We start from the raw sequence: 13,654 nt of genomic DNA, 5'->3' as shown, positions 1-13,654 counted from the left end.
GTCTTTTTTTAAGCTTACGAATACTCTTGATTGATCACTCTTTTTATCGTACGGACAAACCGGTAAAATTCCTCCGTTTTTGTGAATTCCCTTTCGCGGTAATCAAAATTATCAAAAAACGCTTCCCGCTGTTCTCTGCTGATCTCAAGCTGTATGCTCAGCCCGGTTTGCGCCTGGTTATTGATATTTTCGGTGTCAACCCCGGCCAGACCGGTTTTTGAGGTTGCCAATTCTGCAGAAAATCCGTTTCGTTCGAGAGCTCTCACCAATTTTTTCGCCCGCTTCCGGTCGCTTCCTCCGACAAGAGTATTTTTCTCGTCGCCTTTATAACCGTGAACTGCGATAACATAATGGTGCTGCTTAATGCTTTCGACTGCTGAAGGCTCATCGAACCTGGTGCTCGTAATATGAAGAGTCTGGTTATCATGCGTTTTTAATCCCTCAAACAGATAGGTTGAATAATCATCTCTGAAAGAGCGGACGATCTCGCTCACCCCGCCCTCAATTCTCCCTCCGTGCGGCGACATGATCAATACGGGACTCCCCTTTCGCTTATTGTACGATATATGATAATCATCGGGGTCTTCATGTTCAGCCAAATCTTTAAAATCTGTGTATGTATCAGAAGAATTCGAGGGATCAGGGTCTGACGCATAATGAGCACATCTTATTAGTAAGACCATTGCTACGATAATGATGACATTAAGTAAAATTCTTTTCATCAGCTCTCCTTCTTTGCTCCTTTCTGAAAAATGACATGTTCATTATATGGATTTTTGTCAATAGGTCTTATCTTAACATTCTATTAACATTATCATCAGTGAAAAACTTCCCGGTTTCGAAAAATCAATGGATTGTCACGGTTCAAGCGCTCAAATGCCGGGCATCAGTGAAAAAAGGTTGAGAGAGGGCAAAAAAAAAGGGAGGAACGCCCGAATTTTCAGGGGCGGGAGATTCACGGCCGGAAACGGACGGCATCAAGAATACGCTTTTAAAAATGAATATCCGCCTCCCGAAGCAAATGCACAGGACAGAATGGAGCCCGTCAAAAAAGTTCTCATCTGCCTTTTTGTACAGCAAAATGCCGTTACAGCCCGCTCATCCCCTTTTTTTATCATAATGGTTCGTTTTGAAATGGAACCGTCTTTTTTCATATATATAATATCAATCGGAAGCTGTTTTTCCAAGGAATGTCTCAATATTATGTTCATGTATATACCTCCTTCCGCCGGCTTCATTATAAACGAACAAACGTTCCGTTTCAACTCGAGTTCTTCTCCTGAAAAAGCCGCAAGTAACCAGCGCTCCTGAAGGACAAACGAACTGACCGAACATAAGGCCTGTTCATATGGTATAGAGAGAATCGCCAGAATGGGAGGAAAAGTATATATGTTTGGTTACTCAATGGTACAAATGGTGCGGTCAAATGCTCATAAGCTGGACTGGCCGCTCAGAGAAAACGTATTACAGTTATATAAACCTTTCAAATGGACACCTTGCTTTTTGCACAAGTTTTTCGAAAAAAAGGTGAAAAACAGAAAGAAAATGTCAGTCATCATTGAATTTGAAGAGGGCTGCCATGAATCCGGTTTTCACAGCACAGGACAGGTCTTATCAAAAGAAAAACGCTGCACCATAAAAAAGCAGTTTCAAACAATCAATTGCTGCAGCGCCGAAGTCACTCCGTCCGCCCTTCACATGCTTCTTTCGCAATGCCGGGATATCCGTAAAATCTATTTAAACCGTGAAGTAAAAGCGCTCCTTGATACGGCAGCTGAATCGTCTCATGCAAAAGAAGTGACCCGTAACGGCACCGTATTAACAGGAAAAGGCGTAACCGTCGCCGTTATTGATACCGGAATCTATCAGCATCCCGATTTAGAAGGCAGAGTTATCGGATTTGCGGACTTTGTCAACCAAAAGACAGAACCGTATGATGACAACGGACACGGCACCCATTGCGCCGGTGATATCGCAAGCAGCGGCGCTTCATCTTCCGGTAAATATCAGGGGCCGGCGCCGGAAGCCGATCTGATCGGAGTCAAGGTATTAAACAAATCAGGATCAGGAACCTTGGCTGATATCATTGAAGGTGTGGAATGGTGCATACAATATAATAAAGAACACACAAAGAATCCGATCAGAATCATCAGCATGTCACTGGGCGGAGATGCGCTCAGATATGATAAAGAAACGGACGACCCGCTCGTCAAGGCCGTTGAAGAGGCATGGAATGAAGGAATCGTCGTCTGCGTCGCCGCGGGCAACTCCGGTCCGGAAGCTCAAACGATTTCAAGCCCCGGTGTCAGCGAGAAGGTCATCACAGTAGGCGCCTATGATGACAATGATACGGCCGGCAATGAGGACGATACGGTCGCTTCTTTCTCAAGCCGCGGCCCGACGGTGTACGGAAAAGAGAAGCCTGACATTCTTGCGCCCGGGGTCGATATCGTATCTCTCCGTTCTCCGCGTTCATACCTTGACAAATTACAGAAATCAAACCGTGTAGGCTCCTTGTATTTCAGTCTGTCGGGCACGTCCATGGCCACTCCGATCTGTGCGGGCATTGCCGCCTTAATCCTTCAGCAGAACCCGCAGCTTTCGCCTGACGAAGTGAAAACACTGATCAAACAAAGTCCGGATCAATGGACAAATGAAGATCCGAACATTTACGGAGCGGGCGCAGTAAACGCTGAAAACGCCGTGCCGAAAGAGTAACCTTTTTATCATGAGAACGGGGTCGTCTAAACCTGCAGATGACCCCGTTTTTTAGGTGAACAGATGAAACATTTATAATGAAGGAACTCGGAATGCTTCAGAACCGGCTGTCAGAAAAAAAGATCAATGCAAGGCAGTGTATTTCTAAAAAAATAGGGAATAAGTATGGTGTAGATAAAAGGAGGAATCACAATGGCACTTACAAACACCGAATTGTCTGAATGGCTGCAAAAACAGATCGGACAAACGCTTGATATCAGGAAAGGAGAGCTGACAGACAGCCGAAACGAGATTTCTGATATGGATCAGATCATGCTTCACCTTAATGATGTTCTCGTCCGCCGGACAAACCATCCCGATGACTATGTAGCGGACGAAGAACTCGTCTTAAAAGGGCATGGCACAACCTATACGGAGGAAGGAAATGTCCCGCTTCCCCAAGATGCGTATGAAATCCCTCTGCTCGGCGACATTACCATCCAAAAGGAGCAAGACGGATTAAAGGTACATACAGATCGGGCCGTTTATACAATCGGTACCCGGAAAGAGCAATAAAAAGAAAAAACGCCCTGAATCAGCGGCGTTTTTTTATTGGTTTTTTTCTTCTGAATATCCGTGGAACATCGTGAATGCGCAAAGCATAATGCCTAAAATAATGATAATCGGGAGCCAGATCACGGCAAACTTATAATCCGGTTCGGCAAAAGCGCCGATGACCGCTCCAAAGCAATACAGCACCAAGGCAAGCGCGCGCAATACAGCATCTCTCGTAAACTGCTTCCGCTTGTCCGCTTTGTAAAACCTTGCGGTGAGATCTTCAAAAAAATTAGCGAGCGTTCCCGTTAATACGGTCGTGGAAATCCCCGCTACACCAAGTTTTCTCGCGGCTGTCGTCTGCATTCCCATTGCGAAGCTGAGCAGCATAATCAGCACATAAACAGAAATGGCATCTGCAAAAAAGCAGGAGAACAAAGCAAACAGCAGCAAAACAGCTCCTTCAATAGCTAAAGCGGCAGTTACCGCAGGGGGCCAGAATGATTTCTTTTTATTGCCCACAAGCAGGGCCGCGGCAATAACGCCGGCAATAAATCCGATTAACGAGGTTAACGATTTGAGTACGGCAAGGTGCCACGAGTTGCCGATCGCCAGGCCGAACAGAACGATGTTCCCCGTCATATTGGCGGTAAAGATATGTCCCAGGCTTAAATAACCGATCACATCCACAATTCCCGCTGTTAAACAAAGAAGTAAAAGTGCAATATTTCGGTATGTAGTCACTGTCAATGTGATCCAATCCTTTCTCATGCTGATTCCAACATATAAGTTTACTCTTTGCCATTTCATATGTCCAGCCGGCGTGCCGCTTTTTCAGAGCATAAAAAAACTCCGGCGAACCGGAGAAGCTACTGAACGATAAATAATACTCTCGTGCCGTCGGAATATCCGCTCATTTGATTTCCAACCCATGAACCGGCCCCGCGGTTATCCGACGGGGTTACATATCTGACATCAGCCCCCGCCCCGCCTTCTGTGCAGACTGCCATGGGCCATTCATCACGGTCAAACCCGGGCTTTGTCGGAATTCCTTTCAATGATTCTTTCCTTCTATTCTCCGCTCCGCCCCGATCAATTGTACAAATCTCAGAATGACCTGCCGAAATGGCGTCTTTTATATGATTTCCCGTCTCCGGATATTTTGACAGCGGGAAATACAGCACCTGATCGTATCGGGATGCGGCACGAGCAGCACTGTCCGAATGGATGCCGGCGCCCGTAAGGCCGAACTGAAGAGAGATCACCAAAAGCAGACTTGCCGCCCATTTCATAAACGCATTCATTCACATCCTCCTTAAGAAGTTGATATGAAGCGTAAATATGTATATTAGCCGGATTTAACACACATGATGAAATGGCAAAAAAAGTTTGCTGTTTTGTTGATAATCAACGAAAATGGCGGCTTTACGATTTGTCTATTGAACCGGCTTCTGTTTCCTTATATATTTTAGACATACTTATGAGCCGTTGTGATCAGTGTCTTCGGCAGATAAAAGGAGGAATGCCGTCCGGTCGGCAGGCACCGGCTGTTTGTTATGTCTTTTCAAAAACATGAAGGCGGGGAAATCCAGATGGAAAAAACAATGTTTCACCCACACTCACCCGAGTTTCACGAAAACCCTTTTGCGGTTTTAAGCAGATTCAGAGAGCAGGACCCCATACATAAATTCGAACTGCAGCGTTTCGGAGGCACCTTTCCGGCTTGGCTCATCACGCGTTATGATGATTGTATGGCGTTTTTGAAAGACGGCAGAATTACGAGAGATGTAAAACGAGTCATGCCGAAGGAGCTGATCGCGAAGCTGAATGTCAGTGAAGATATCGATTTTGTCTCAGAGCATATGCTGGCAAAAGACCCTCCGGATCATTCACGACTTCGATCTTTGGTGCATCAGGGGTTCACTCCCCGGATGATTGAGCAGCTTCGCACCGGGATAGAGCAGATCACAGAAGAGCTGCTGGATGAAATGGAAACAAAAGCAGACCCTGATATCATGAGAGATTTCGCCGCACCGCTTCCGTTTATCGTCATTTCCGAACTGCTCGGGATTCCGAAAGAGGACCGCGCCAAATTTCAAGTGTGGACAAACGCAATGGTCGACACGTCAGAAAGCGGACAAGATGCGACCAACCAGGCTCTCAAAGAATTTAAACAATATATGAAAACACTGATCGAAGAAAAAAGAAAACATCCGGGTGAAGACCTGACAAGCAAGCTTATTTACGCTGAAGAGGACGGCCAAAAGCTGAGTGAATCAGAGCTGTATTCCATGCTGTTTTTGTTAGTCGTTGCCGGGCTTGAAACAACGGTTAACCTTCTCGGCTCCGGCACCCTGGCGCTTCTTCTGCACAAAGACCAGATGGAGAAGATAAAGCGGCAGCCGGAAAATATCCAGACGGCGGTCGAAGAGCTTTTGCGTTATACCTCTCCCGTCATCATGATGGCAAATCGATGGGCGATTGAAGATTTCACCTATAAAGATGTTTCCATTAAAAAAGGCGATATGATATTTATCGGCATCGGTTCAGCCAATCGGGACCCGGAATATTTCGATGATCCTGATACATTAAATATAGCGAGAACACCGAACCGTCATATCTCTTTTGGATTCGGCATTCATTTTTGTCTCGGGGCTCCGCTCGCCCGGATGGAAGCATCCATTGCCTTTACCGCGCTTTTAAAACGGTTTCCGAATATAGAGCTGAAAGGCGCGCCCGAGGATGTAACATGGAGAAAAAATGTGTTTTTGAGAGGGCTTGAAACATTTCCTGTCAGATTTTAACATCGTCCCCCCTGTTTATCGGGGGTTTTTTTAATGTCTTATAAACAGAAATCAATATGACAATGAAAATTTTGTACATAGTAAATTTAGTTCTATATGGATAAAAAAAGCGGCCGGATTGCTCCGGCCGTTCTCTATTACCGTTTTACCAACTCATTTGTTTCGTCCAGCTTTTTTCTGAAAGATTTAAGGAAATTTGCGCTTATCGTTCCTTTGTTTGCGTACAGTTTTTCGCAGAATGCCTTAATGGCGTTTTGCGGCTTCGGTTCCGACAGCATCGTGACATGATTGGAAGAGTGGACGTCCAGCAGGTGAAACTGTTTCATCTGGCGTTCCCATTCTTTCCAATACGCATCATAGTCTAACGGAATTTGTTCTTCCTCTGCCGTCAGATAACGTTCAAGATCTCCGAGGAACAAACCGCTTTTATTACGGAAGTAGTAGCATTGCAGCGCTTCCGGATGAGGCAGCGGCTTCATGTCATACTCTTCCATTCCGTAAGCGAGCTGCGTCTTCATCATTTGCTCCAGCTGCATCCGGATTGCTTCTTCGGATTTTGGCAGACCGCGCTTTTTGGCAAGGCCGATCAATTCTTTCAATACTTCTTCTTCCTCAGCCTGGACGGTAATGTCTTCTCTGCTGATTAATGCCTCTTCAAGGTTTTCAGGCTTAAGATATGCTGTAAGCATCGTATTGATCGTTTGCAGCATGACTGACTTAACAGATGGTTTTCTTTCTTTCCATTTTTCACTGTACGGGGTGTCGATCATGACGGCGCTTTTTACCGTATGACCTTCCTCCTGCAAGAGGCGCGCGGTTTCATATGCAAGCATTCCGCCCAAGGAATATCCGCCGAGATCATAAGGGCCTTTCGGCTGTACCGCTTGGATGATTCTCTTATAAGAAGCGGCCGTCTCTTCGATTCCTTGCAGCGGCTCTTTCCCTGTCAAACCTCTTGCCTGGATGCCGTAAAAAGGTCGCTGACTCTTTTTGGCGAATGGCTGGTATGCTTCCACGCCTCCCGTTCCGCCGTGAAACCAAAAAACAGGACGGCCTTTTTCTCTATCATTCAGCTTGACGAGTTCTGGAAAATTCCGGCCCGTCTCCTGCGGTTGGTTCATTTTTAACAGCATGCCGATCTCCTGAAGAGTGCTGCATTTCTGAAGAGCCTCCAGACTGATGCGGCTGTCTCCGTCCTCAAGTTTTTTCAGCAGCTGAATAGAGGAGATTGAATCGAAGCCGTATTCAGTCAGCGGCTTATTTTGATCAATTTCCGCTGCCTTCATCCCCAAAATGTCTGCCACAATGTCAGCCGCGCTCCCGCAGCGGATCTGAGGATTCTGTGAAACCGGTGCAAGGCTGATGTCTTCTGGCTTACCGCCGTTCCAATACTTATGGTTTTCAAAAGGATATGTCGGAAGCGGCACTCTTTGAACAGATTTGCCTTGGTGGAGTCTGTCCCACGGTATATCCGCACCTTTCACCCAGCAAAATGCAAGTTTTTCGAGATTGTTTTCAGCCAACAGCGTCTCCGTGACGACTGTACCGAGAGTCCCTTCCAGTAAAACGCCGATATCTCCTGATCCAGTCTGCTGAATGCCTGTAAAGAAGCTTTTCATTCCATTGCTTTCTTCGGAAAATGCTCTGTACTCTTTCAGTTTTTCCAGCAATTCATCTTGATTGCGGGCAACGAGGGCCAGGCGGCAGTTCATCGCCTCACGGCCGGTCTGAAGCGTATAAGCAATATCCCGCAATGACGGAGTATCTCCAGTTTGTACAAAATCAGCCAGCTGACTTGCGACCGCCTTAAGACGCCCTTCGCTCTTAGCAGAAAGCACGATAAGCTGCGGTTCATGCACAGATTCTTTGTCTTTATGGCTCGGGCTGTACTGTTCCAAGACGACATGCGCATTCATGCCGCCGAAGCCATAGCTGTTAATTGCGGCCCGGCGCGGGATCGGTCTGCCCGTATGGTCGGTGAGCTGTGTCCATTCCTGATTGTCTTCGGTGAAACGGAAGCGGCTTTTCTGAATGGCCATTTGCTCATTTGCAGCTGTAAATCCGGGAATGCCCGGGATGGTATGATGCTTCATGGCCATCGCCACTTTTATAAGGGCGGCCAGTCCGGAAGCGAGTTCGCCGTGCCCGATGCAAGGTTTCACGGTGCTGATATAACAAGGCGCGATTTCCTCTTGATTTGCAGACTCGCCGTAACCCGCTTTGATTGCATTAAACTCCAGCGCATCTGCCATTTCGGAGGCAATGCCGTGCGCTTCAATATAAGTGACGGTTTGCGGATCAACATCGGTGTCTTCGTACGCTTTTTTCATCGCGGCCTTCATTCCCGCCGGATTCGGCGCGTGAAGCGACATGCCTTTACCGCCGTGAGACACTCCTGTTCCTTTAATGACCATGTGAATATGATCGCCGTCTTCAATTGCCGCCTCAAGCGGTTTGATGATGATAACGCCCGCCCCTTCGCTTCTGACAAAGCCATCGGCATCTTTTTGGAACGATTTCGCCCGGCCGTTTTTGCTTAAATACCCCATTGAATCAAAACCGATAAAGCCCTTCGGCGACTGCAGAATATTGGCTGCACCCACGACAGCCTGCTCACATTCTTTATGACGGATTGATTGAACCGCCCTGTGCAATGCCACCAGGGTTGACGTGCAGGCAGCCTCGTAATATTCACTCGGTCCTTGTAAATTCAAGGCATATGATATTCTGTTCGGAATGATGGACGGGATGGCTGTTCCATTGTTCGGATCGCTGTTGCCCGCGGCAACGAAAACGCCTGTCGGTCTGCTTGATAATGCCTTATTTGTCAGGCCCGCATCCTCCATTGCCTTCCATGTATGCATCAAAAGCAGAAATTGCTCCGGCCCCATTTGTGATGCCTCTTTAGGGGAAATTCCGAAAAAGAGCGGGTCAAATTCGCCGACACCGTCAATAAAACCGCCCCATCTGAGACTCGTGTCATTCTCATCACCGGCGTAACGGCGCCAGTCCCAGCGGTCCGCCGGAATTTCGGTAATACAGTGATCCCCGTTTACGATGTGCTCCCAAAAAGACTGGATATCCGGGGATTGCGGAAACTGAGCTGACATACCGATAATCGCGATTCCTTGCTTGATATCGGCGTTATCACAAGGCGTATGCTGTTTCTTCGGTAAAGTGCGCTCTTCTGTTTCCGTGACCCTGGCCTCTTCTGAATGCTTATGATCGGCAAGAAATTGAGAAAACTTGCTCTCATATGCTGACGCGAAGTGGCGGGTCAGCTCCTCCGCGGTCGGATACTCGAAAAACAATGTTGGATTCACATCGATGTCCGCCTCTTGGCCGATCTCTTTTGTCAGCCCGATCAGGCTCGCTGAATCAAGTCCCAATTCCATGATATTCGCGTCAGAACGAAGAGATGGCCCGGGTTCACCCATCATCTTGGCGAGCTTGCCAAGGACGTAGCTGCGGATATCATCTGTCAGACTGCCGGCAGAAATCGGTGCCCCCGCATTCTTAACAGCCGTTCGGGCCGGCTGATTCATCTGTTCGGTTTTCGGGCGGAACCGTTTCAGGGCATAGCCTTCAAAACGCATCACCACTTCCGATCGGCTGCTGATGACATCTGCGTTAATCAGAATCATTTCCCTCGTTTGTTTGGTCAGCTTGATGTGCAGCCAGCAATCGGTAAGATCTTCAGGGCTGCTGAAGGTGACGAAATTAATGCCGAACGGCAGATAGCTTTCCGCCTCCGTTTGGTCCAATAAAGAAAGTGAGGCCAAGTAAGCACTGTTGGCGATTAACGGATTTACGGCATAATGATGCGCTTGTTGTGAGTCGCTATTGTTCAGGTTCACTCTCGCTAAAACGGCATCAGAGCCTTGGTACAGGCGGGTGATCGTTTTAAATTCTTCTCCCCACACGACGGGTCCCGTTCCGTCTCCGTATAACTCATCTATCCGGCCCACTTCCCGGTAAGAGCGCTGAATGGCCGCCAGATCCGCGTGCTGCTTTTGAAACGGATAAGGACTGCACTCGGCATACGCCGCTATGCTCCAATCAGGAGACGTGCGGCTGCGGTGCATTATGCTCAGTTCAAATCCATCCCCGTTTTGTTTCGATTCTGTTTTCAGCTCGATGCGATCGCCTTTTTTTACGGTAATGGGGCTGACGTAATTCAGTTTTTTAATTTGTCCTCCTTCCGCTTCAGGAAAAAGATCACAAAAATGATCGACTGCCAGACTGTTATATGTAGCGCCGACGAGTACCGGTTCTCCGCTGAATTGATGCCCTTTCACGTATGGATCGTCATCACTGTATACCGCCTGAACGCCGGCAGCGTTTTCTGATTCACCGAATTGAAAAGAAGTCCCGTGGTCAAAAGCGTAGGCCGGCAGATGAACGGCGTGCTCTTGCTGCAACTGATCAAACGCGATATTCTCTCCTTTTTCCCATTGCCGCGCACGCCGGCCAATATCAGATTCAGAGAAATTGAGATTCCGCTGATCCATGCGGTAAGCGGCCAGCTTTTCCAGCAGTTCCTGAACGGAAGCAGCCGTAAATGCCGCCCGATACTCCGAATGATGCGTTCTTTTTTGCAGCGCGGATGCGATGGCGGCCGGATGAAGAGATGGCGTCTTTTCTAAAAAGGCCGCCAGTCTGTCAAGATAGGCTTCAAAACTCCATTTTGTTTTCGCTGACACAGGGAAAATATATTCCTCATCGCCGTGACGGGCCTGATTGGAATTCGGGCTGATATATTCTTCTACGATGAGATTTGCATATGCCCCGCCTGCCCCGAAGGAATTAATCATGCTTCTCCGCGGGATGATGTCCCCCGTTTCGGCATCCCTCATACGCTCCCAATACTCGGTTTTTTCCTGCAGGTAAAAAGCCGTTTGTTCAAGCGCGATATTCGGGTTTTGCGGTTTTGCATTAATGGTTGGAACTAATGTTTCCCGCTCCATTTGCAGCAGCACTTTCGCGAGCTGGGACATGCCGGAGGCCGCCTCTAAATGGCCGAGATTTGACTTGACGGATCCAAGCGCGCAAAATCGTTTTTTATCGGTATATTGCGAGAACGCGTTTGTCAGGGCAATGACCTCAATCGGATCTCCCAATACAGAGCCGTTTGCCGCTGATTCAACATAACTGATTGTTTCCGGATTGATTCCGGCCTTTTCGATGGAAGCCGCCATGAGCTTCGTCTGCTGTTTCGGATCCGGAGCCGTGTACATCTGCCTTCCGCCGCTATGGCACAACGCGCTGCTTTTAATGACCCCGTAAATATGGTCTTTGTCGGCAAGCGCTTTGGAGAGCGGCTTCAAGAGCACCGCCCCGACTCCTTCTCCCGGCATCAGGCCCGTGCCGGTTCCGAAGCTTTTGCTTTCACTTCCCTGTTCAAGCAAATTCGCCCGTTCGAGCGCATCATATTTAGACGGTTCAAGCGTGAGATTGACCCCTCCGGCAATCGCCATGGAACAGCTGTTAAGCTTCAGACTTTCACAGGCGAGATGAATGGCGCTCAGTGAGCTGGAGCATGCGGTCGTAACGCCCATGCTCGGGCCCGTTAAATTGAAAAAGTGGGAAATGCGGTTGGCGATATGCCAATCCCCTCCGTTAGAGCTGAGCGCAGCTTTTTCCAATGACGGGATATTCCAGAAATATTGATTGTACATACTGCCCATAAATACACCGATGCCGCTGTCTGATTCCTGCCATTCGTTTACTCTTTCTAACGAGTAACCGCCATTTTCAAATGTTTCCCATACGGTTTCTAAGCTTAGACGGAGCTCAGGCGTCATCTCCATCACATGGTCTTCCCGGATGTCAAACAAGTGATGGTCAAAATCGTCAATATGCTGCAGAAATCCGCCGTACCGTGTTTTGCGTTCTTCTTTTCGTGTTTCTTTTGCCATTGTTTTCAGAAGACCGGATTTCCATCTGTTTTCCGGAGCTTCCGTAATACAGCTGTCTCCGGCTTTTAAATGCTCCCACAGCTCATCGAGGGTTTCAGACTCGGGATAGCGGCCGCTGATGCCGATAATGGCAATGTCGTCACGATCAGAACGATTAACGGTGACGGTTTCTGTTTCCGGCTTTGGCGCTTTTGGCTCTTTTTGTTCATTGATAAATCGCCGCGTTTCCGTGACAAGCGGCACCGGTTCATTCATTGCAGGTTCCGGATGCTTTGTTTCAGGAGGCGCTTGTTCGGCTCCGAATGCCTGTTGCAGCTTATCCGGGTAAGTTTCCAGCAAATACCCGGCAAGTTCTTTCGTATTCGTGTGTTCAAATAAGATCGTTTTCGGCAGCTCGCCCGTCAATGTTTCCAGTTCGCGGATAAAATTCACCTGCAAAATGGAGTCGATGCCGTATTTTTCAAAGCTGGTTTCCGGCTGAATGCGCTCGGGAGCAAGCTTTATGGACTTGGCTAACGTTTCTTTTATGAATTGCACAGTCCGGTCTGTGACTGAGAAAGACGGTTCTGTGAAATCAGCCGGCTCTTTGGAAGCCGCAGTTTCTTCAACCGCCTGCGCGTCCGGCTGCTTTTGCCTGATGACACCGTCGCTTTCTGCCGCCACGATCTGCTGGCCGAGGTGATGTGACGATTCCGCCATAAATGTAACGTACCGATATCCCTCGCTTTCCAGCGCAGACTGCCACGCTTCAGGATACAGCCCCGGGCATCCGGGAATGCGCAGTTTGGCGTCTTCATACAGCCACCAGCCTTCCAAAAGGCCGAATGTCAGATGAGAATAAACCGAATGGCTGCTGATCTCATTTAATAGCAAAATCCCATTCTTCTTAAGCACCGCTTTGGCATTGCGAAGTGTCCGCCGAATATTTTTTGTCGCGTGAAGCACATTTGCCGCAATTACCGCGTCATATGCGCCCGCCTCTATACCCTGCAAAGCCGGGGGCTCTTCCACATTAAACCGCTTATAAGTCAAATACGGATTGTCGGGACCGTATTCTTTTTCAGCATGCATGAAAAAGGCCTTTGACAGATCGGTGTAGCAATATTCTTTCACATGATGTTTGTACTCTTTTAATCTTTTGAAAACGGCCGCGCTCGTCCCGCCCGTCCCCGCTCCGATCTCTAATATCCGGATTTCCGCGTTCGGGTCTTCTTTCAGGCGTTCTTCAATGAAAGCCGTCAATGTGTCAGCGAGCACCTCATTAAAGTAGTCTGCCGTTTCATTGTTTTTATAGATTCCTTCCACCAATTCCATTGAGGAATCAGGAAACAGGACATCAGTGGCAGAAACTCTGCCGGATAAAATATCCGGCAAAGCTCTGAGAGCGGTCTCCACTAAGGTGATCATCGCCTGTTTGCTGCTGTCCTTGAGTAAAGGAGCTTTCTTTTCATCCCATTCTTGCCACAGAACGTCCGCACGCTCTATCGGACCCGTTAACACATACGTACTGCCTGACTGTTTCAAAAAGCCTTTTTGCACCAAGATGGAGATGCTTTCTTCCAGCCACCTGCCGTAAAACCCCTGCATGACAGGCTGCGTTTCGTTTTCCGTAAAAAATCCGACAGATTTCAGCTGGCCTGCCAATAATTTGTAAAGAAGATCTTCAGTGTTTTGCAAAGC

8 protein-coding genes are annotated in these 13,654 nt (G+C 48.1%); 3 read left to right on the top strand and 5 right to left on the bottom strand.

From position 1 onward, the window contains the following. Positions 1 to 14 precede the first annotated feature (14 nt). Positions 15 to 722 carry a poly-gamma-glutamate hydrolase family protein gene (locus NYE42_RS08770; protein ID WP_007410381.1) on the bottom strand — a complete coding sequence of 236 codons (708 nt, stop codon included), beginning with the start codon at positions 720 to 722 and terminating at the stop codon, positions 15 to 17. Positions 723 to 977: 255 nt separating this feature from the next. Continuing rightward, positions 978 to 1,211 (bottom strand): hypothetical protein, encoded by a 234-nt coding sequence (locus NYE42_RS08765; RefSeq protein WP_015239897.1) that lies wholly within the window; start codon positions 1,209 to 1,211, stop codon positions 978 to 980. Positions 1,212 to 1,389: 178 nt separating this feature from the next. Between NYE42_RS08765 and NYE42_RS08760 the strand changes: the two genes are divergently transcribed. Together NYE42_RS08760 and NYE42_RS08755 are read left to right on the top strand one after the other, a co-directional pair. Continuing rightward, complete coding sequence (locus tag NYE42_RS08760) at positions 1,390 to 2,718, top strand: S8 family peptidase (RefSeq protein ID WP_007410382.1); 1,329 nt, start codon at positions 1,390 to 1,392, stop codon at positions 2,716 to 2,718. Between the two features lie 192 nt (positions 2,719 to 2,910). Further along, positions 2,911 to 3,273, top strand: a complete 363-nt coding sequence (locus NYE42_RS08755) for a hypothetical protein (protein ID WP_352426908.1) — start codon at positions 2,911 to 2,913, stop codon at positions 3,271 to 3,273. 33 nt (positions 3,274 to 3,306) lie between these two features. Here the strand turns inward: NYE42_RS08755 and NYE42_RS08750 are convergent, their stop codons facing one another. Together NYE42_RS08750 and NYE42_RS08745 are read right to left on the bottom strand one after the other, a co-directional pair. Beyond that, a complete protein-coding gene (locus tag NYE42_RS08750; RefSeq protein WP_003154084.1) occupies positions 3,307 to 4,062 on the bottom strand; it encodes a YoaK family protein in 756 nt (251 codons plus the stop codon). A gap of 59 nt (positions 4,063 to 4,121) precedes the next feature. Next, positions 4,122 to 4,556 carry a NucA/NucB deoxyribonuclease domain-containing protein gene (locus tag NYE42_RS08745; RefSeq protein ID WP_015417516.1) on the bottom strand — a complete coding sequence of 145 codons (435 nt, stop codon included), beginning with the start codon at positions 4,554 to 4,556 and terminating at the stop codon, positions 4,122 to 4,124. 288 nt (positions 4,557 to 4,844) lie between these two features. Here NYE42_RS08745 and NYE42_RS08740 point away from each other — a divergent pair, with 288 nt between their 5' ends. Further along, on the top strand, positions 4,845 to 6,056 hold the full coding sequence (locus tag NYE42_RS08740) for a cytochrome P450 (protein ID WP_007409852.1): 1,212 nt from the start codon (positions 4,845 to 4,847) through the stop codon (positions 6,054 to 6,056). A 137-nt stretch (positions 6,057 to 6,193) separates the two neighbouring features. Here NYE42_RS08740 and NYE42_RS08735 read toward each other — a convergent pair whose 3' ends face one another. Further along, entirely contained in the window at positions 6,194 to 13,651 is a 7,458-nt protein-coding gene (locus NYE42_RS08735; RefSeq protein WP_352426907.1) for a beta-ketoacyl synthase N-terminal-like domain-containing protein, read from the bottom strand. Positions 13,652 to 13,654: the final 3 nt, after the last annotated feature.

The organism is Bacillus sp. FSL K6-2865, from assembly GCF_040311405.1.
In the GTDB taxonomy this organism is placed as follows: Bacteria; Bacillota; Bacilli; order Bacillales; family Bacillaceae; genus Bacillus; species Bacillus velezensis.
The sequence above is the reverse complement of the archived record's forward strand: the minus strand, read 5'-3'. Positions and strand labels throughout refer to the sequence as shown.